Raw genomic sequence first — 19,124 nt, forward strand, 5'->3', positions numbered from 1 at the left:
CCATGGCCAGCCGGACCGTAGAGGAGCTGTTCGACCGCGTCGAGCAGTTCACCGTCCTGCTGGCCGCCGCTGAGGACGGCGCGGATACGGACTGGGAGATCCAGTTCACCACCGATATCCGCGACCAGTTCAAGCGCTACGGCGCCCACACCTACCTCAGCGACGCCCAGCTGCAGTCGCTCAACAAGATCGCCCACCAGTAGGAACCCGCCCCATGAAAATGGAACACCGCGCCATCATCGACAACGCCAAACGCCACGGCTGCCTGCCCTCGGAGCTTGCCCACGAGCTGCTGGTGCACGACCTGGTGGAGATGGCTCGCTTCGAGCTGCACAACCTCAAGGCGCCCTATCACAAGCTGAACGAGGGCCAGCAGCAGGAGGTGATTGACCGCCTGACCGAAAAGGCCGAGGAAGCGGTCACGATCGCCGTCCGGATCATCACCGCCCGGGGCGCCGCATCGGTGCCGATTGAAGTGCGCGCGATCAAGGTCGAGGCCAAGGCCCTGACCGTGACGGCCAAGGTCGATGCCACCGCGCCGGACAAGCACGAGCTGACCGACTCAGCCGGCAAGCTCTGCCTGCTGGTGCTGGCGCCGGACGATTACCGCGAAGGCCTGGACGGCATCCAGCCCGACCGCGACCAGTCGGACCTGCCGCTGGCGGCTGCCGACCTACTGGGCAGCCCGGAGGAGCTGGAGAAGCGCCTGGGCGGTGGTGGCGAGCGTGACGACCTGGAAGACGACGCCCTGCTGGAGGAGGCTACCCGCTTCGTCATCAGCACCCGCCGGGCATCGATCTCTGCCATCCAGCGCGCGCTCAAGATCGGCTACAACCGCGCCGCCCGCCTGATCGAGGCGATGGAGATCGCCGGGACCGTCTCGCCCATGGATACCACCGGCGGCCGCGAGGTAATTGCGCCGATGCCTGAGGGCGGTGCGGCAGACGGCCAGGCCAATGACGCCGAGCCAGAAGACGACACCCTGGAGGACCCCGCTGTACCGCAGCCCGCGGCCTACGGCGTTGTGCCCTACTCCGACATCTGCGCCGTCCTGGCCCGCGCCACACCTCCCGTGACCATCGACTACCTGCAGAGCCGGTTCGCCATTGGCAGCGATGCCGCCCGCGCCCTGGTGGTCCGCCTGCTCGATGACAAGGTCATCGCCCTGCAGAGCGAGGCGGAGAACCCGCTGCACAACACCTACCGCGTCACCAAGGACCTCGACGAAGTCGTCTCGATGGAGTAACCAGCATGCGCATCACGAACATCACCGCTACCAACGTCCAGGGGCTGCGAAATGCAGCCCTTGCCGTATCTGAGCCCCTGCTGCTGGTGTCCGGTGACAACGGCGCCGGCAAGTCCAGCCTGCTGGATGCGATCAGCATGGCGTTCACCGGCCAGCCGAGCCGGGTATCCCTGAAGAAGGACCTGGGCCAACTGGTCAATGACGATGCCAAGAAAGGCGAGGCCCACGTCGCCTATGTCGACGCCGCCGGCGAAAGCCAGACAGCCTGGATGATGCTGCCGGGTGGTAAATCGGTGGTAATTCCTGATGCGCCTTTCCTTCCCTTCGTGCTGGAGGCCGCGAGATTCGCGGCTCTGGATGGTAAGGAGCGCCGGAAAGTCCTGTTTGATCTGACCGGTGCGGGCGCCGGCGCCGCTGAGGTGGCCCGCCGCCTGGAAGCCAAGGGCGCCGATCTGGCGAAGTTCGAGAAGGTGAAACCGCTGCTGCGCGGTGGCTTCCCTGCCGCCGAGGCCCAGGCCAAGGAATACGCCGCCGAGTCGCGTGGCGCCTGGAAGGCCATCACCGGCGAGAACTATGGCAGCCAGAAGGCCGAGACCTGGGAGCCGGAACTGCCACCTACCACGGTCACCCAGGAACAGATCGCCGTGGCTGCCAAGGCCCTGGCCGATCTCGATAGCGACCTGGCCGAAGCGCAGCAGACCCTGGGCGGCCACAAGGCCAACGCCCAGGCCGCGGCCCAGCGCCAGGCCCACATGGCCCAGCTGCGCGACACCGCTGACCTGCTGCAGCGCCGCCAGGAGAAGCTCGGCGCCGACCAGGCCCGGGTGGACGAATGGACGCCGAAGGTAGCCGAGGCGCAGCGCGCCGCGGCCGGCAAACCGGCGCACGATCCGTTGGCCTGCCCGCACTGCCAGGGCCAGGTGCTGATGGAGCGCGGCCAGCTGGTGGCCTTTGTGGCGCCGGAGAAGGTCGCCGACCCCGAGGCCGCACGCCGCCTGACCGAGTACCAGGGCTATCTGCAGAGCGCCCAGCGCGCCGTGGCGAACAGCCAGCGCGACGTCGACCAGAGCCGCGCCGCTGCCGAGCAGCTGGCCACCCTGGAACAGCAGGCCGCCGCGGTACCGGACGCCAAGGCCATGGAGAACGCCGAGCAGGCGATCACCGAGATCCGCCAGGAGCGTGACAAGGCCCGGGCCAAGCACCAGGCGCTGGTGGAGGCCCACGGCGCCATCGCCGGTCGCGACGCTTCGATCGCCAACGCCGCCCAGCACCATGCCGATGTCGTGGCCTGGTCGCTGATCGCCGAGGCCCTGGCGCCCACCGGCATCCCGGCCGAGATCCTCGCCGGCGCGCTGGACCCGTTCAACGAGCTGCTGGCGGCCCAGGCTGCGGTGGCCACCTGGCAACCGGTGGTCATCACTCCCGAGATCGACATCACCTACGGCGGGCGCCTCTACGGGCTGCTCTCGGAATCGGAGAAGTGGCGCGCCGACACCCTGCTGGCCATCGCCATCGCGCGGCTATCCGGCATCCGCCTGGTGCTGCTGGACCGCTTCGACGTGCTGCAGCCCACCGCCCGCCCCCAGGCGCTGAAGCTGCTGCTGGCCCTGACCCGCTCCGGCGACCTCGACAGCGCGGTCATGGCCGGGACGATGAAGGAGCCCATGGCCAAAGTGCCGACGGGCATCCAGCAGGTGTGGATCCAGGGTGGCGTAATCGCAGAGGCAGCGGCAGAGGTGGCGGCATGATCGTCCTCCCTGCTGGTCTCAGCCCGCTCCGCCTGTTCCTCGCCCTGATCTGCTTCTTCCTCTGGGCAGGCCTGTCCCTCGCCCTGCTCCGCGGCTGGGCCCCAGCACTGGTCAGCAGCCGCGACACCGGGATGGTGATTCTGGGCTTCGTCCTTCCCCTCATCTGGCTGGCCGCAAGCGCGTCCATCGGCTGGCACCTGTACACACGTCGCCGCGCCGCGGCCAATCCCAAGGAGTAACACCACGATGAAACGCATCACCATGATCCTCGCCGCATGCCTACTGGGCGCGCTGGCGGGCTGCTCCAAGGTCCCAGCCGGCAACGTCGGCGTGATCGTCAACCTGTACGGCAGCGAGAAAGGAGTGGACCTCAAGGAGGTCGGCACCGGGCGCTACTGGGTCGGTTGGAACGAAGAGCTGTTCCTGTTCCCCACCTTCACCCAGACCGAGACCTGGTCCGACGCTGAGTCGATCAGCTTCCAGACCGTCGAGGGCATGAAGGTCGGCAGCGCGGTCGGCATCACCTACTCGGTGGATCAGGACAAGGTCACCACCCTGTTCCAGAAATACCGGGCGGGCATCGACGAGATCACCAACAAGTTCCTGCGCAACATGGTGCGGGATGCCTTCAACGATGTAGCGTCGAAGCAGCCGGTTGAGAGCGTCTATGGCGCCGGCAAGGCCGACCTGCTGCTGGCCGTCGAGGATCGGGTACGCCAGCAAGTGAAGCCCATCGGTATCAACATCGAGCGCATCTACTACGCCGCCGACTTGGTGCTCCCGCCGCAGGTAACGCAGAGTCTGAACGCCAAGATCCAGGCCACCCAGATGGCCGAGCAGCGCCGCAACGAAGTCGCCCAGGCCAAGGCCGAGGCGGACAAGGAGCGTGCCCGGGCCCAGGGCGAGGCCGACGCCAAGCTGACCCTGGCCGAGGCTGATGCCAAGGCGATCCAGATCCGCGCCCAGGCGCTGCGCTCGAACCCGGACGTGGTGACCCTGAACGCCGTGGAGAAGTGGGACGGCAAGCTGCCCACCTACCTTGCCCCTGGGGCGCCACTTCCATTCCTCGGCATCGCGAAATAGAGACGTGGGCGGCTACCCAGCCACCCAACTCACTGTCATAGCGATTAGATTCGATTTCGCTGGAATCCACGATCAGCTTTAAGGGAAAACTCCGGGAATATTTCCGTCCACAAAGCTTTATCTTTATGGCCTATGAACATGTAAGAGGGATTGGTGGCGTGGAACATTTGATATTGCTGCCCGCTAGCAATTACATATTGAGGCGGCGTCTTTATAGCGATTCGATACTCCTCCTCATCAGAGAACTTGTTACTCTTCCAGAAAATCAGACCATCATTCGTAGGCGGAGCGGTCATGACTACTGCTGGAAAGTAAGTAATAGGCCTGTTCAGAATCACAAGACCCTTATGTTTGACCGCCACTTTTTCATTCAAGAATTCTAGAAGGTTTGCGACATCAACTTTCAAGCACATATCGGCCTTGAATTTTCTATACATATGGTCGCTATCTGGGAGCATGCTCAAACATAGGCAGAAACAACGCGGCGTAGTCGCCTTAAGTTTCGTATGGCCTGCCATAGAGGAAGGATCAATATCTATTCCGTTGATGTTGATCGTGAAGAAGTCCTTATGCAGCTCGAACGCCCTTACAGTTTCGTCATCCCGGACATCTAAGTTCTCCATTCCCTTGTAGTGGAGAATGTCGCAAAAGCGTAGTCCGCGGTTGTCCGCAGGAAACTTCCGGAGCCCTACAAACTTCCCCAGAAATTCGACCTCCCCATATAGGTAGAGGCTCTCTGGGATCTGGTTGCTATCCATTTCATCAATCCTTCGGTGTCGGGGCCACTCAGCGCTCCTGTCTACCTCAACTTCCCCGGAGTTTCAAATGACCGTATTCCAGCGGCGGGCCTCGCTCGACTTCAAAACGCAGTATGGCCTGGGATTCAGCACCCAGGACGACGAGATCATTGTGGACTTCTTCTGCGGTGGAGGCGGCGCTGGCACCGGCCTGGAGATGGGCCTGGGCCGTCCGGTGGCCGTGGCAAAGAACCACAGCGCGGCGGCGATCAGCATGCACACCGCCAACCACCCCACCGCCCGGCACTTCACCACCGACGTGTTCGACGGTGATCCGGATGCCGAGTGCGCGGGCCGCCCGGTCGGCTGGTTCCACATGAGCCCCGACTGCACCCACCACAGCCAGGCCGCCGGCGGCCAGCCGCGCAAGCGCGAGATCCGGAACCTCAGCTGGATCGGGCTGAAGTGGGCCGGCAAGAAGCGTCCCCGGGTGATCAGCCTGGAGAACGTGAAGCAGATCCTGCAGTGGGGCCCGCTGATCGCCAAGCGCTGCAAGGCGACCGGCCGGGTCATGAAGGTCGATGGCACCGTGGCCGCCCTGGGTGAGCGAGTGCCGGTGCACCAGCAATTCCTGGTGCCGGACCCGAAGCGCAAGGGCCAGACCTGGCGCCGCTTCGTCCAGCTGCTGCAGGGCATGGGCTACCAGGTGGAGTGGCAAGTCGGCCGGGCCTGCGACTATGGCGCGCCCACCAGCCGCGAGCGCCTGTTCATGATCGCCCGCTGCGATGGCCAGCCCATCGTGTGGCCGGCGCCGACGCATGCCAAGGCCCCGGCCAAGGGTCAGAAGAAGTGGCGCAGCGCCGCCGAATGCATCGATTGGTCGATCCCCTGCCCCTCGATCTTCGAGCGCAAGAAGCCGCTGGCCGCCGCCACGCTCCGCCGGGTGGCCAAGGGCATGCGCAAGTTCGTGCTCGACGCTGCTGACCCGTTCATCGTGCCGATCGCCAACTGGTCGCAGGAGGTCGCGCTCTCGACGGCCAACCCGCTGCACACCGTCACCGCCTGGCCGCGGGGTGGCTCGTTCGCGGTAGCCAGCCCGGTCTTCGCGCCAGCCACCCACCAGGGCGGTGACCGAGTGAACGACCCGCGCCAGCCCTTGCCCACTGTTACCTGCGCCAACCGCGGCGAGCAGATGCTGGTGAGCCCCACCCTGGTCGGGCTCGGCGGCCCAGCCTATGCCGGAAAGCCTGCCGATGCTGGCGCACCGCTGGGCAGCGTCCTGACCGAGAACCACCGGGCCATCGTAGCGCCGACCCTGGTATCGGTCGGCTACGGCGAACGGGACGGCCAGGAGCCTCGGGTGCCCGGCCTGGACAAGCCGCTGGGCACGGTGATGGCCGGCGGCATCAAGCACGCGGTAGCGGCTGCCCACCTGGTGAAATTCCGCTTCGACTCAGCCGGTGCTGCAGCCGACGAGCCGATGCCCACCGTTACCAGCGGCGGCAACTGCCAGCGCCCAGCCGGCGCGGCCCATGCCATGGGTGTGTGCACCGCCTTCCTGGAGCAGGCGAACGGCGGCTTCAATGCCACGCCAGCGCACAGCGTAGAGCGGCCGATGACCACCGTGACCAACTCCGGCAGCCAGCAGCGCCTGGCAGTGGCCACCCTCGCCCACCTGCGCGGCAACTGCGATGCCCGAGCGCCGCAGGATCCGCTGCATACCATCAGCGCGGCGGGCCAGCACCATGGCGCGGTCACCGCCTTCCTGTCCCGCCAGTTCGGCGCCTCCATCGGCCAGGGCCTGGACGAGCCCGCGCCTACCGTCACCGCGGGCGGCGGCGGCAAGACCTCGGTGGTCGAGCTGCAGCTGGCGCCGGAGGTCGAAGCCGGCGCCCTGCGCGTGGCGGCCTTCCTGATGAGCTACTACGGCACCGACAACACCAGCCGCCCGGACGATCCATCCCCCACGGTCACCACCAAGGACCGACTGGCCCTGGTCACCGTCACCATCCAGGGCACTCCCTATGTGGTGGTGGACATCGGCCTGCGCATGCTTCAGCCGCGCGAGCTCTACCGCGCCCAGGGCTTCCCGGACGACTACCAGATCGACCGGGGCGCCGACGGCAAGGCCTTCACCAAGAGCCAGCAGGTGCACATGTGCGGGAACAGCGTCAGTCCTCCCCATATGGCCGCGATCGCCCTGGCCAATGACCCCTGGCGCGCCGCGGCACTGGCGCCGAGCAAGACGGCCGCCGCCTAACCCCTCCCTGCGCGCCACCCGTTGGCGCGCCGACCACAGGTATTGATCATGAGCATCATCGTGATGAGCGACGACGACTTCGAAAAGAACATGGACTTCCTAGCATCTCAGTTCAATCCGCTATTGGCGGCCAGCTTCCACGCTCGCGATGCCGCCCAGCGCGAGGCCATTGAGCGTCTGCAGGGTGAGCTGGACGAATACATCAGCAGCGTTCCGGGAATCGAGTACGAGCGCGACAATCTGCGCGAGGCACTTGCGCGGGTGGAGGCGGAGCGGGATACCGCCATCGTGCAGATACAGAACATCCGCAAAGAACGCGACCGCATCAACAAGCAGCTTGGCGACACCGGGTTCAATCTGTGCATTACCCAGCAGCAGCTGGCGGAGGCGGTGGGGCTGCTGAGTGACAGCGAGTGTGCGCATAAGCATGGCTGGCATGAAACGCACGCCAAAGAGGTAGCGTTGTTCCTCGCCCGCCACGCCCAGGCCGAGCAGCAGGAAGCCCAGGGCGCGCAGGCCGGGGATGAAGCCAGGAAGGCAGCCTTTGAAAATCACTGGTATGCGCAGAAAGCTACGGCCTTTGGTAGCACCGAGGCGCAGCGCCATTTCGATGCCGGGTGGCACGCCCGCGCCGCCCTCGCCACCCAGCCCGCTGCTGGTGAGCCGGAGGCGACGTGGGTTGCGCTCACTGCTGCCGGCCAGCTGCGCAAGGGCGACAAGATCCGGTTCCGATTCGGGGAAGAAACCCTGACGGAAACCGTGGCCCTTGTGCTGGACGCCGGCACTGAGCGGGAAGAGATCGTCTACAACCGCAAGCGCAACTTTTACTTCATCACCAGCAAGGCCCTTGCCGGGACATCCAGCGCCAAGGAGGTCGAGGTGCTTCGCATTGTGGCCGCCCCGCCCGCCGCCGCTCCTGTGGCTGTTGATGAGCCGATCCAAGTCGAGGCCGTGGCTATCACTCGCGAAGACGAGGATGGCTTGTACCTGGATTGGGTGCTGGAGGGCGGAATCTCCGCACTTGAAGCGCCGGGCGTGGTGCTGCTGGTAGCCCATGGCACGGTGACCGACGACCAAGGGAGCGGCGAGGTCTACCTGGCCCCGCCTGCCGCCGCGCATGGGGATGAGGCGGTGCGGAAGGATGCGGAGCGCCTGGACTTCATCCTGATGAAGTGCCGCAAGGTGGTCGTTGAGATGCTTCCGCGTGGCCGCGACGTCTACGTCGAAGAGGGCGTCATGGGAGAGCGCACCTACCCGGCGATCCATCGCGACAAGGACTGGCCTGCGGGATCAGCGGAGGACTTCGCGATCAAGCGCCAGGCCATCGACGCCGCCATGTACGCCCAGAGCGACGGGGAGGACAAGTCATGAGAGACGAGGCATCCCTGAATGGTGTGCGGGTCCTGAAGAACGACATGCTGCCCGAGCGAACCATGATGGTCAGCGCTGACCTGTTCCTGGCATTCACCGATCCAGAACAGGCTGAGCAGGAGCATCAGCGGCAACTCGCTGCGATGGAGGTCCTGGGCGCCGAACTAGAGCAACTGATGCGCCAGAGTAAGACGCGAAACAAACAGCCCGAGGAATCCCGCGAGAGTGAGCTCGACCGATTCGCCGGTCAGCCGATCATCGTGGTAGGCACGGGACCTTCCAGGCTGTTCGCCCGAGAGCTTGGCCAGGCGCTGCTGGAGTCCACTCAGCGCCTGATTGTGGAACCGCCTCCTGGGCTCACATCACCCCCGCCAGGCTCGATGCCCTTCTGGGCGAAGGACTGGCGCAACAAACGAGGGAGGAAACGTTGAACGCTCCGATCTACTGCCGCACCAGCGGCCAGCGCGTCGGCACCTGCGCGTGCCTGCGCTGCAATCCACCACCACCGCCTAAGCAACGTTGAGGTGACCTATGCCTGGAGGAGCCCCGCCCCGCCGCCGGCTTGAAATCCGCGGCGAGCTTCTGACCCTGCGCGAGATCGCAGAACGCTACGACATCCCCTATCGCGCCATCCATGACCGCTACTACGCCCAGTGCCTGGAGGGTGAAGACCTCATCAAGCCGCTGCGCAAGACGGCCACGGAAATCATCGACGCCTGCAAGGCCACTGGCTTGTCCTTAGGCGCTATCCGATATCGGAAGCTGACCGGTAAAGACCTGTACGCGCCAGCACGTCCACGGCTGAGCGCGGAGGAGCTGGGGCTGCTGGCCCAGATATCCCGTGAGACCGGAATTCCGCGAAACGTCCTGAGCACCCGTTACCACCGCGGATGGCGCGGCGCCAAGCTCCGCAAGCCAGTCAGGGGGCGCATCTGCAAGAGCATCGATCGCGGCCTGGACGACTGGGTACCCGGCTCCCGGCCTCGCAAGTCCGCCTGACCCCTTCCGCGCCACCCTCTCCTATCATCCCGCACCGCTGGCCGCCGGCCGGCGAGGAGTCCCCATGTCTGCAGCAGAGGAACTGGTCGACGACCGCGACAAGCTCAACGAAGCCCAATTCGCCCAGTACCTGGGCATCACCGTCCGAGCGCTCCGAACGAGGCGCGCCCGCAACCAAATCCCCGCCGGCATCTGGATCAAGCAGGGCCGCGAGACCATTTACAGCAAACGGAGGTATGACGAATGGCTGGAAGCGCAATGGATATGCCCACCGGAGTCGAAATTTTCCGGAAGTCGCTCCGCATCCGCTTCACTTGGAACAGCAGGCGACACAGCGAGACGCTCCCCTATCCCATCACGAAAAAGGGCATCGCGGCTGCATCCCGACTGCGTTCTCAGGTAGTCGACCTGATCAAGCTGGGCCTGATGGACGACGCCAAGTATGCCGAGCTCTTCCCGAGCTCGGCCATGGCCGCCAGCAGCAATACCTTCGGCGAGTACGCCCAGCTCTGGCTCGACAGCCGCGGGATGGCGAAGGGCACCAGGAACAACTACCTGAGCGCGCTCAACATCTACTGGCAGCCGCACCTGGCCCGGACCCGGATCGACCTCATCACCCCGGCCCTGCTGCGGCGGATCGTCGCCGAGACAGACTGGACCTCACCGGCGGTGAAGCGCAACGCGATGACCCGGCTGTCGACGCTGCTGAAGTCGGCGGTCAGCGATGGGCTGATCGAGAAGAACCCGGCCGAGGCCCTGGAACTGCCGCGCCGGACGAAGAAGGAGGTGGACCCGTTCAGCCAGGCCGAGGCCGACCGGATCATCGAGGCGATGTATGCCCGCGATCACTGGCCGACCAGCATCTATGCCGCGCTCTATGAGTTCATGTTCTACAGCGGCGTCCGGATCGCTGAAGCCCTGGCGCTGCAGTGGGATGCGGTGGATCTGGAGAGTGGGCACGTCCGGATCTTCCGGGTGGTCGCCCTTGGCGAGGTCGAGGAGCGAACCAAGACCCACAAGTCGCGGACCATCCTGCTCAACGAGCGATCGATCCACGCCCTGCGCTTCGCTCAGCAATACGCCGAACGGCGCCGGAAGGGCTCGGGCAAGATCAAGGAGACCCCGTTCGTCTTCCCGCCCTCAAAGAACGCCGAGCACGTGAAGCAGACGTCAGACATCCATCACCAGTGGCGCCCTACCCTGGCCGCCCTCGGCATCCGGTACCGGCGGCCTTATAACTGCCGTCACACCTATGCGACAATGTGCTTAATGTCCGGCATGAACATCGCCTTCATCGCCCAACAGCTGGGAAACACCATCCAGATCCTCCTTTCCACATACGCTCGCTGGATCAACTCAGGTTCAGACTGGAGCGAGATAGCAAAGCTCGGAATTGGTATCAAATCGGTATCGGCGAATCCGGCGACGCTGTAAGTCCTTGATAGGTAACCCCCTTGATCTCCACCGCTAACATCACCATGCAGTTTGGCGCCAAGCCGCTGTTCGAGAACGTGTCCGTCAAATTCGGCAACGGCCATCGCTACGGCCTGATCGGCGCCAACGGCTGCGGCAAGTCCACCTTCATGAAGATTCTTGGGGGCGATCTCGAACCCACCGGCGGCCAGGTGATGCTCGAACCCAACGTACGCCTGGGCAAGCTGCGCCAGGATCAGTTCGCCTACGAAGACTGCACGGTCATCGATACCGTGATCATGGGCCACGCCGAACTGGCCAAGGTCAAGGCCGAGCGCGACCGCATCTATGCCCTGCCGGAAATGAGCGAAGACGACGGCATGGCCGTGGCCGAACTGGAGGTGCAGTTCGCTGAATACGACGGCTACACCGCGGAAGCGCGGGCGGGCGAGCTGCTGCTCGGCCTGGGCATCCCCCAGGACCAGCACTTCGGCCCCATGAGCGCCGTCGCCCCCGGCTGGAAGCTGCGGGTGCTGCTTGCCCAGGCGTTGTTCTCCGATCCGGAACTGCTGCTGCTCGACGAACCGACCAACCACCTGGACATCAATACCATCCGCTGGCTGGAAGGCATCCTGGTCGCGCGCAACAGCACCATGATCATCATCTCCCACGATCGCCACTTCCTGAACAGCGTCTGCACCCACATGGCCGACCTGGATTACGGTGAGCTGCGCCTGTTCCCCGGCAACTACGACGAGTACATGACCGCCGCCACCCAGGCCCGCGAACGCCTGCTGTCAGACAACGCCAAGAAGAAGGCCCAGATCGCCGAACTGCAGCAATTCGTCAGCCGCTTCTCGGCCAACGCCTCCAAGGCCAAGCAGGCCACCAGCCGGGCGCGCCAGATCGACAAGATCCAGCTGGACGAGGTCAAGCCGTCCAGCCGCGTCAGCCCCTTCATCCGCTTCGAGCAGAACAAGAAGCTGCACCGCCAGGCGGTGACCCTGGAAAACGTCACCCAGGGCTTCGACGGCACCCCGCTGTTCAAGCGCCTGGGTCTGCAGATCGAAGCCGGCGAGCGGGTCGCCATCCTCGGCCCCAACGGCATTGGCAAGACCACCCTGCTGCGCACCCTGGTGGGCGAGATGGCTCCTCAGAGCGGTGAAGTGAAGTGGACCGACAGCGCCGATGTCGGCTATTTCGCCCAGGACCATGCCGAGGACTTCGCTGACGATGCCACCCTGTTCGAGTGGATGGGCCAATGGACGCAGGGCGGCGAGCAGATGGTACGCGGCACCCTGGGTCGCATGCTGTTTTCCAGCGACGACATCCAGAAATCGATCAAGGTCATCTCCGGTGGTGAGCAGGGGCGCATGCTGTTCGGCAAGCTGATCCTGAAGAAGCCCAACGTGCTGGTGATGGACGAGCCCACCAACCACCTGGACATGGAATCCATCGAGGCGCTGAACCTGGCGCTGGAAAACTATCCGGGCACCCTGATCTTCGTCAGCCACGACCGCGAATTCGTCTCGTCCCTGGCGACCCGCATCCTCGACATGAGCGAGACCGGCGTGGTCGATTTCAGCGGCAGCTACGACGACTACCTGCGCAGCCAGGGCATCAACGGCTGACCCCAGGGTTCGTGTAGTGGGTCGCGCCACCCACTACACGAACAAAATAGATGGTGCCCTAAGCAGTTACCCTAGGTATCATTTCGCACCGAAACGGGTACTCGACCAGGATCGCCGCGATCATCACCTATCGTTTGCGCCGGGAGACCAGGGGTCTCCTGCCACGTCTCGTAACACGTAGCGCCCCCTTCCGGCACGCTCGACGGGTTCCCTGTCGCATCCTGATCGCCCCTCCTGGCACCGGCCTCCGCCGGCCCGCCAGGACGCTTGGCCCCCACTCAATAAATCAGAACATTGCCGGACGGCTGCTGTCGCAACTGACTGCCATGCCCTACCGGTTGCCCGCCCCTGCCTGTCCGTTCGCGGCCAGCTCGGGGTCGCCCAACTCGAGGTCGGGCTCCGACGCCCGCTCTCTCTCAGGTGTAAAGCGAGACACTGTCTCAGGAGTACGATGAATGCACAGTGGTAACGAAGAGTCGGATTTCGTTTTCGTCGGCGCGGGAATCATGAGCGCGACCCTGGCGGTCATGCTCAAGGAGCTGGAGCCCACGAGTACCGTCGAGGTACTCGAACTGCTCGACGTAGGCGCGGCGGAGAGTTCCAACCCCTGGAACAACGCCGGAACCGGCCATGCGGCCCTCTGCGAGTTGAACTACACGCCGGAAAAGGCGGACGGCAGCATCGACGTCACCAAGGCCCTCAGCATCAACGGCATGTTCGAGGCCTCCAGGCAGTTCTGGTCCTACCTGGTCGAGGAAGGCCACTTCGGTTCGCCGCGCGCCTTCATCAGCCCCGTGCCGCACATGTCCTTCGTGCATGGCGCCAAGGACATCGCCTTCCTGCGCAAACGCTATGAAGCCCTCAAGGACCACGCCTGCTTCGACGGCATGGAGTATTCCGAGGACCACGCCAAGCTGCGCGAGTGGATGCCCCTGGTGATGGAAGGCCGCCCAGCTACCGAAGCCGTGGCGGCGACCCATGTGGCCGGTGGTACCGACGTCAACTTCGGCGCCCTGACCATGAGCCTGCTGGGTCACCTGCAGACCCGCCCCGGCACCCAGGTGCGCTACAACCAGAAGGTGGTGGACCTGACCCGCGAAGCGGATCAACGCTGGCGCCTGACCATCGAGGACAGCCGCTCCGGTGCTACGCGCACGCTGATCGCCAAGTTCGTCTTCCTCGGTGCCGGTGGCGCGGCCCTGCCGCTGCTGCAGAAGTCCGGCATCCCCGAGGGCGCCGGCTACGGCGGCTTCCCGGTGAGCGGCCAGTGGCTGCGCTGCGACGACCCACACATCGTCGAACGGCACCAGGCCAAGGTCTACGGCCTGGCCGGCGTCAACTCGCCGCCGATGTCGGTGCCGCACCTGGACACCCGCGTGGTGGATGGCAAGAAGTCGCTGCTGTTCGGCCCCTTCGCCGGCTTCACCACCAAGTTCCTCAAGCGCGGTTCCTTCCTCGACCTGCCCAAGTCGATCAAGTCCGGCAACATCGGCCCCATGCTCGCCGTGGCGCGGGACAACATGCCGCTGACCCGCTACCTGGTCGGCCAGGTGCTGCAGTCCTTCGACCAGCGCGTCGAGGAATTGCGCGCCTTCTACCCGGCCGTGCGCAAGCAGGACTGGCGCCTGGAAGTGGCTGGCCAACGGGTGCAGATCATCAAGAAGGACCCGCAGAAAGGCGGCATCCTGCAGTTCGGCACCGAGATCGTCGCTTCCGGTGACGGCACCATCGCCGCCCTGCTGGGCGCCTCTCCAGGTGCTTCCACTTCGGTGTCCATCATGCTGACCCTGGTCGAGCGCTGCTTCCCAAGCCGCTACCAGAGCGAAGAGTGGCAGGCCAAGCTGCGCAAGATGTTCCCCTCCTTCGGTCACAAGCTGGCCGAAGAGCCGGAGCTGCTGCGGGAAGTACGGGAGCGCACCACCCGCGTGCTGCAACTCGACCAGCCGGCGTGACACTACCTGGATGGCCCACTGGCGGGCCATCCCTGCTCCTGACGTCCCCACCCCAGCAAAACCGCCCCCTCTCCCTCTGGGAGAGGGTTGGGGTGAGGGCTGTCGCCCTCCGACGCCTACTTAATCCCCCAACGCCGCGCCCTCCCGTCTTGGGTCCGCGCCCCCCTGCCAGCCTGATCCCATCCGGCGAATGACCTGGATGCCACTGGTCATCTCGTCTTCGCGCACCTGATGCCCACGCTGCTCCAGCGCCTGGCGCAAGGCCGGGGTGGTCTGGCCGCGTTCCAGCTCGGTGGGACCGTTGCGGCTGCCGAAATTCGGCAGCCCCGCGGCCGCCTGGGGATCCAGTTGCCAATCCAGCAAGCCCACCAGGGTCTTGACCACATAGCCGGCGATCTGCGAGCCACCCGGCGAGCCCAGGGCGGCCAGCAGCTCACCGCTGTGGCGATCGAACACCAGGGTCGGCGACATGGTCGAGCGCGGACGCTTGCCCGGCTCCACCCGGTTGGCCACCGGCCGGCCCTTCTCCCGCGGTACGAAGGAAAAGTCCGTCAGCTGATTGTTGAGCATGAAGCCCTTCACCATCAGATGGGAGCCGAAGTAGCTCTCCACCGTGGTGGTCATGGACAGGGCGCCGCCCCAGGCATCCGCGGCCACCACCTGGGACGTGGAGAGGCGCAGCGGCGAGCGGTCCGGCGCCCAGGCCAGGGTCGGTCCGGGCGGCACCCCGGGGGCGGCCTTGCCCAGGCTGCGCTCACCGACCTGCTGCGCACGACTGGCCAGATAGGCGGGATCGAGCAGCCCCTTGACGTTGACCGGCACCAGCTCCGGATCCGCCACGTACTGGGCGCGATCGGCATAGGCCAGGCGCTCGGCTTCGGCGATCAGATGCACGGCTTCGGCACGCGGCTCCTGGGCCGCCGGCAAGGTGGTCGGTACCGGCCGCAGGGGCGCCAGCGCCCAGGCCGGATCCCGCGCCTGCAGGGCCTGGAGGATGCCCAGGGTCTGAGCCACAGTGATGCCGCCAGCGGGCGGCGGCATGCCGCAGACACGCCAGCGCTGGTAGTCGGTGCACAGTGGCGTGCGCGTCTTGGCACGATAGCCGGCGAGATCCTGGAGGTTCAGGCTGCCGGGATTGGGGCTCCGCTGTACGGCCGAGGCGATGGCCTTGGCCAGGTCGCCGCCATAGAGCGCCCCGGCACCTTCCCGGGCGATCAGCGCCAGGGTGTCGGCCAACTCAAGGTTGCGCAGCCGGGTGCCCACCGGCTTCACCTGACCCTGCCCATCCAGATACAGCGCGGCCATACCGGGCGACTGCTTGAGGAAAGGATCGTGCACAAGCTGGTTATGCAGCCGCGGCGACAATGGGAAACCATCGCGGGCCAGGCGGATGGCCGGCTCGAACAACACCCGCCAGGCCAGCTTGCCGTGGTCGCGATGCGCCAGCTCCAGGGCGCGCAACACCCCGGGCACCCCGACCGAGCGCCCGCCGATGCGGGCCTCCTCGAAGGCCATGGGGCTGCCATCCGCACGCAGGAAGAGCTGTTCCGTAGCACCTGCCGGGGCGGTTTCGCGACCGTCGTAGGCCTGAACCTTGCGACCGTCCCAGTAGAGCAGGAAGGCACCGCCGCCGATTCCCGAGGATTGCGGCTCGACCAGGGTCAGGACCGCCTGCATGGCGATGGCGGCATCGATGGCCGAGCCACCCTGCCGCAGGATCTCCCGCCCGGCCTCGGCAGCCAGCGGATTGGCCGCCGCCGCCATCTGCCGGGTGGCTTCGCTGGCCGTCAGCCCGGGCCGATAGCCGGAGCCGGCCTCGGGGGCGACGGGCAAGGAAGTCTCGCGGCTGTGGCTACAGGCCGCCAGGGTCAGGGACAGGAACAGGGACGTGAGGATCGACAGAGGGGTTCGCAACATGGGGCTCCTGGGCAACGGGCGGCATTCGCCTGCCTAGCCTAGCCCATCACCTGCAGCCATGCCGCCTGCCTGACCTCAGAACGGCAGGTGACGGTGCACCAGGCCGCCGCAAAGCACATCCAGCCACAGCAGCTGATGCAGGGCGATGATGGCGAAGAACACCAGCCGAAAGCTCAGCTTGACCGTCTTGTGGCGGAAGCGCTGCTGGGCGATCAGGGCACCCGGCCAGCCACCGAGCATTTCGCCCAGGTGCAGGACCCGCTCCGGCACGCGCCAGCCCTTGTCGCGGGCGCGCTGCTTGTCATGCTTGTAGAGCAGGTAGGTGGCCACGCTGGCCAGCAGGTAGAGCGGCAGTGGCCAGAGCACCCCACGGCCGAAGGCCAGGGACAGCATGCCCACCAGCGGCAGGATGAAGACGGCGATCTGCAGCAGCGCGAGCATGTCCTGCCGGGCGATGGCCGCGCGTTGCTCATAGGGCGTCAGCGCCCCCGCCCGTTTGCTGGTCTTGGGGGGCGCTTTCTGCCCAGACGCACGAGCCGGCTGGCGCCGGCTCTGCTGTTCCTTCTCGGGCTTCACCCGGCCGCCTTGGCCGCGTTCCAGTCGATCCAGCCGAATTGCCAGGTGGCCAGGATCAACAGTCCGAAGACGATACGGTACCAGCCGAACACCTCGTAGCTGTGGTTGCCGATGAACTTCAGCAAGGCCTTGACCGCCAGCATGGCGAAGATGAAGGAGGTGATGAAGCCGACCCCGAACACCAGCACATCGCTGGCAGTGAACAGATGACGGTACTTGTACACCGAGTAGACGGTCGCGCCGACCATGGTTGGCATGGCCAGGAAGAAGGAGAACTCGGTGGCCGCCTTGCGCGACAGACCGAACAGCAGGCCGCCGATGATGGTGGAACCGGAGCGCGAGGTGCCCGGAATCATCGCCAGGCACTGGGCGCAGCCCACCTTGAGGGCGTCATGCCAGCGCATGTCGTCCACCTCTTCCACGCGGATGCGATGGGTACGCTTTTCCGCCCAGATCATGATCACGCCGCCGATCACCAGGGCGAAGGCCACGGTGATGGGATTGAACAGGTATTCGTGGATCAGGTCACCAAGGATCACGCCCAGCACCGCAGCGGGCAGAAAGGCGACGATCAGGTTGCCGGTGAACCGCTGCGCATAGGACTTGCGCGGCAGATCGGTGACGATCTCGAAGACCTTGAAGCGGTATTCCCAGACCACGGCCAGGATGGCCGCCAGCTGGATGATGATATTGAAGGCGATGGCCCTTTCCCCGCCGAAGCCGATCAGATCGGCGACGACGATCTGGTGGCCGGTACTGGAAATGGGCAGGAACTCGGTGATGCCCTCGACGATCCCCAGAATCAGCGCCTGCAAGGCACTCCATAGGTCCATGGTATTACTCCATCCAAGTGAAACATTTGCAGGTAGCCGGGTCCGAAGACGCCGGCGGCAACGGGGTTCGAACCGTGACGCTCCGCAGGGCGTGGCCCTTCGCGGTACCCAGGACAGCTCATGCTGTGGTGGTCGCCCGGCACCTTACCAGAGCGAGACCGGTTGAAGAGACCGATAGACGGCCATTAGGTGCCGTACAATGACGAATCGAATCTTTCCGGATGTGAAGCATGTCGTTTCTGGAGTCGCTCACCACCCTGCTGGGCATGTCGCCCGTGGAGCTGCTGGCCGCCGTTCTCGGGGTGATCGCCGTCTGGCTGACGGTGCGCCAGAACATCTGGGCCTGGCCCATCGGCCTGGTGATGGTGGTGCTCTACGCCTGGATCTTCCTGGAGGTGAAGCTCTATTCCGACATGTTGCTGCAGTGCATCTATGCGGTGCTGCAGCTCTATGGTTGGTGGCAATGGCTGCGGGGCGGCCAGCAACACCAGGGTCGGGTGGTCAGCTCGCTCACCACCCGACCGCTGCTGGCCGGTCTGGCCGTTGGCGCCCTGGGTAGCCTGGTCCTGGGCTACCTCATGGGCACCCACACCGATGCCGCCCTGCCCTGGCTGGATGCCGCGCTCACCGGTTTCAGCCTGGTCGCCCAGTTCTGGATGGCGCAGAAGCGCCTGCAGTGCTGGGTACTGTGGTTCGTGCTGGACGTCATCTATGTGGGCCTCTTCTATTACAAGGGCCTCTACCCCACCGCCATCCTCTATGCGGTCTTTGTCGGTCTGGCCGCCTACGGCTGGCTCGACTGGCGCCGAGCCCTGGCGACCGCACGATGAAAGTGGTGGTGCTGACCGGCCCCGAATCGAGTGGCAAATCGTGGCTGACGACGGTTCTCGCCGAGCGCTTCGGCGGGGTCCGGGTGGATGAGTACGTCCGCGAATACTGCGAGCGGCACGGCACCGATACCTGCCTGGCGGACGTGGATGTCATCGCCCGCGAGCAATTGCACCGCGAGGACCAGGCACGCGCGAGCGCACCGGCGCTCCTGCTGCTCGATACCCACCTGCTGAGCAACCTGCTGTGGAGTCGATTGCTGTTCGGCGCCGCGCCCGACTGGCTAGAGCCGGCTCTGCTGGCCCGTCGCTATGACCTGCACCTGCTGCTCGATCCTCGCGATGTCGCCTGGCAGGACGACGGTCAGCGCTGCCAACCGGAGCTCGCCGAGCGCTTGGCGTTCTTCGCGCATTGCCGGGACTGGCTGCAGGCCCATGGCCAGCCGGTGCTGGAAATCGCCGGCGACTGGCCCGAGCGGCAAAGGGCCGCGCTGGCCGCGGTGAGCCGATTGCTGCACGACGCCTGACCCG

17 protein-coding genes and 1 pseudogene are annotated in these 19,124 nt (G+C 65.4%); 14 read left to right on the forward strand and 4 right to left on the reverse strand.

The window, feature by feature from the left end:
• The first annotated feature begins 2 nt into the window (after nt 1-2).
• From V6W80_RS11795 to V6W80_RS11815, 5 genes and pseudogenes are all read left to right on the forward strand, one after another.
• Nucleotides 3-203 (forward strand): hypothetical protein, encoded by a 201-nt coding sequence (locus V6W80_RS11795; RefSeq protein WP_338547280.1) that lies wholly within the window; start codon nt 3-5, stop codon nt 201-203.
• 530 nt (nt 204-733) lie between these two features.
• A pseudogene (locus V6W80_RS11800) lies at nt 734-928 on the forward strand (DNA translocase FtsK); the annotation flags it as partial.
• 323 nt (nt 929-1,251) lie between these two features.
• Nucleotides 1,252-2,994, forward strand: coding sequence for an AAA family ATPase (locus tag V6W80_RS11805; protein WP_338547281.1), 1,743 nt, complete (start codon nt 1,252-1,254; stop codon nt 2,992-2,994).
• The gene (locus V6W80_RS11810) at nt 2,991-3,233 is read left to right on the forward strand and encodes a hypothetical protein (protein ID WP_338547282.1); all 243 of its coding nucleotides are present in this window, start codon (nt 2,991-2,993) and stop codon (nt 3,231-3,233) included. Before V6W80_RS11805 ends, V6W80_RS11810 begins: the two co-directional genes overlap by 4 nt.
• Before the next feature lie 7 nt (nt 3,234-3,240).
• Nucleotides 3,241-4,077, forward strand: a complete 837-nt coding sequence (locus V6W80_RS11815) for an SPFH domain-containing protein (protein ID WP_338547283.1) — start codon at nt 3,241-3,243, stop codon at nt 4,075-4,077.
• Between the two features lie 44 nt (nt 4,078-4,121).
• On the opposite strand, the gene V6W80_RS11820 is transcribed toward V6W80_RS11815, so the two are convergent.
• Nucleotides 4,122-4,835: a hypothetical protein gene (locus tag V6W80_RS11820; RefSeq protein ID WP_338547285.1), complete on the reverse strand. Its 714-nt coding sequence runs from the start codon at nt 4,833-4,835 to the stop codon at nt 4,122-4,124.
• Nucleotides 4,836-4,902: 67 nt separating this feature from the next.
• On the opposite strand from V6W80_RS11820, the gene V6W80_RS11825 reads away from it, so the two are divergent.
• The 7 genes from V6W80_RS11825 (at nt 4,903) to mqo (ending at nt 14,440) form a co-directional block, all read left to right on the forward strand.
• On the forward strand, nt 4,903-7,074 hold the full coding sequence (locus V6W80_RS11825) for a DNA cytosine methyltransferase (protein WP_338547286.1): 2,172 nt from the start codon (nt 4,903-4,905) through the stop codon (nt 7,072-7,074).
• Between the two features lie 48 nt (nt 7,075-7,122).
• Nucleotides 7,123-8,445: a hypothetical protein gene (locus tag V6W80_RS11830; RefSeq protein ID WP_338547288.1), complete on the forward strand. Its 1,323-nt coding sequence runs from the start codon at nt 7,123-7,125 to the stop codon at nt 8,443-8,445.
• Nucleotides 8,442-8,876, forward strand: coding sequence for a hypothetical protein (locus V6W80_RS11835; RefSeq protein ID WP_338547290.1), 435 nt, complete (start codon nt 8,442-8,444; stop codon nt 8,874-8,876). The genes V6W80_RS11830 and V6W80_RS11835 overlap by 4 nt, the downstream gene beginning before the upstream one ends.
• A 100-nt stretch (nt 8,877-8,976) precedes the next feature.
• On the forward strand, nt 8,977-9,444 hold the full coding sequence (locus tag V6W80_RS11840; RefSeq protein WP_338547291.1) for a hypothetical protein: 468 nt from the start codon (nt 8,977-8,979) through the stop codon (nt 9,442-9,444).
• A gap of 243 nt (nt 9,445-9,687) precedes the next feature.
• Complete coding sequence (locus V6W80_RS11845) at nt 9,688-10,878, forward strand: tyrosine-type recombinase/integrase (protein ID WP_338547293.1); 1,191 nt, start codon at nt 9,688-9,690, stop codon at nt 10,876-10,878.
• Nucleotides 10,879-10,898: 20 nt separating this feature from the next.
• Entirely contained in the window at nt 10,899-12,488 is a 1,590-nt protein-coding gene (locus tag V6W80_RS11850) for an ABC-F family ATPase (protein ID WP_338547295.1), read from the forward strand.
• Nucleotides 12,489-12,943: 455 nt separating this feature from the next.
• A complete protein-coding gene (mqo, locus tag V6W80_RS11855; RefSeq protein WP_184287940.1) occupies nt 12,944-14,440 on the forward strand; it encodes a malate dehydrogenase (quinone) in 1,497 nt (498 codons plus the stop codon).
• Between the two features lie 120 nt (nt 14,441-14,560).
• Here the strand turns inward: mqo and V6W80_RS11860 are convergent, their stop codons facing one another.
• From V6W80_RS11860 to V6W80_RS11870, 3 genes are all read right to left on the reverse strand, one after another.
• Nucleotides 14,561-16,357: a gamma-glutamyltransferase family protein gene (locus tag V6W80_RS11860; protein WP_338547297.1), complete on the reverse strand. Its 1,797-nt coding sequence runs from the start codon at nt 16,355-16,357 to the stop codon at nt 14,561-14,563.
• A gap of 75 nt (nt 16,358-16,432) precedes the next feature.
• Nucleotides 16,433-16,933, reverse strand: coding sequence for a DUF1294 domain-containing protein (locus tag V6W80_RS11865; protein ID WP_338547298.1), 501 nt, complete (start codon nt 16,931-16,933; stop codon nt 16,433-16,435).
• A complete protein-coding gene (locus V6W80_RS11870; protein WP_017640542.1) occupies nt 16,930-17,766 on the reverse strand; it encodes an undecaprenyl-diphosphate phosphatase in 837 nt (278 codons plus the stop codon). The genes V6W80_RS11865 and V6W80_RS11870 overlap by 4 nt, the downstream gene beginning before the upstream one ends.
• A 266-nt stretch (nt 17,767-18,032) precedes the next feature.
• Here V6W80_RS11870 and pnuC point away from each other — a divergent pair, with 266 nt between their 5' ends.
• Nucleotides 18,033-18,596 (forward strand): nicotinamide riboside transporter PnuC, encoded by a 564-nt coding sequence (gene pnuC, locus V6W80_RS11875; RefSeq protein WP_026083781.1) that lies wholly within the window; start codon nt 18,033-18,035, stop codon nt 18,594-18,596.
• Complete coding sequence (locus V6W80_RS11880) at nt 18,593-19,120, forward strand: AAA family ATPase (protein ID WP_338547300.1); 528 nt, start codon at nt 18,593-18,595, stop codon at nt 19,118-19,120. The genes pnuC and V6W80_RS11880 overlap by 4 nt, the downstream gene beginning before the upstream one ends.
• The last annotated feature ends 4 nt before the right edge of the window (nt 19,121-19,124 follow it).

Source organism: Pseudomonas benzopyrenica, assembly GCF_036884265.1.
Taxonomy (GTDB): Bacteria; Pseudomonadota; Gammaproteobacteria; order Pseudomonadales; family Pseudomonadaceae; genus Chryseomonas; species Chryseomonas benzopyrenica.

Coding starts and splice junctions, on each gene's coding strand:
- V6W80_RS11810 (WP_338547282.1), top strand. CDS start 2,991: ATGATCGTCCTCCCTGCTGGTCTCAGCCCGCTCCGCCTGTTCCTCGCC.
- V6W80_RS11795 (WP_338547280.1), top strand. CDS start 3: ATGGCCAGCCGGACCGTAGAGGAGCTGTTCGACCGCGTCGAGCAGTTC.
- V6W80_RS11815 (WP_338547283.1), top strand. CDS start 3,241: ATGAAACGCATCACCATGATCCTCGCCGCATGCCTACTGGGCGCGCTG.
- V6W80_RS11825 (WP_338547286.1), top strand. CDS start 4,903: ATGACCGTATTCCAGCGGCGGGCCTCGCTCGACTTCAAAACGCAGTAT.
- pnuC (WP_026083781.1), top strand. CDS start 18,033: ATGTCGCCCGTGGAGCTGCTGGCCGCCGTTCTCGGGGTGATCGCCGTC.
- V6W80_RS11835 (WP_338547290.1), top strand. CDS start 8,442: ATGAGAGACGAGGCATCCCTGAATGGTGTGCGGGTCCTGAAGAACGAC.
- V6W80_RS11820 (WP_338547285.1), bottom strand. CDS start 4,835: ATGGATAGCAACCAGATCCCAGAGAGCCTCTACCTATATGGGGAGGTC.
- V6W80_RS11860 (WP_338547297.1), bottom strand. CDS start 16,357: ATGTTGCGAACCCCTCTGTCGATCCTCACGTCCCTGTTCCTGTCCCTG.
- mqo (WP_184287940.1), top strand. CDS start 12,944: ATGCACAGTGGTAACGAAGAGTCGGATTTCGTTTTCGTCGGCGCGGGA.
- V6W80_RS11840 (WP_338547291.1), top strand. CDS start 8,977: ATGCCTGGAGGAGCCCCGCCCCGCCGCCGGCTTGAAATCCGCGGCGAG.
- V6W80_RS11845 (WP_338547293.1), top strand. CDS start 9,688: ATGGCTGGAAGCGCAATGGATATGCCCACCGGAGTCGAAATTTTCCGG.
- V6W80_RS11880 (WP_338547300.1), top strand. CDS start 18,593: ATGAAAGTGGTGGTGCTGACCGGCCCCGAATCGAGTGGCAAATCGTGG.
- V6W80_RS11870 (WP_017640542.1), bottom strand. CDS start 17,766: ATGGACCTATGGAGTGCCTTGCAGGCGCTGATTCTGGGGATCGTCGAG.
- V6W80_RS11805 (WP_338547281.1), top strand. CDS start 1,252: ATGCGCATCACGAACATCACCGCTACCAACGTCCAGGGGCTGCGAAAT.
- V6W80_RS11830 (WP_338547288.1), top strand. CDS start 7,123: ATGAGCATCATCGTGATGAGCGACGACGACTTCGAAAAGAACATGGAC.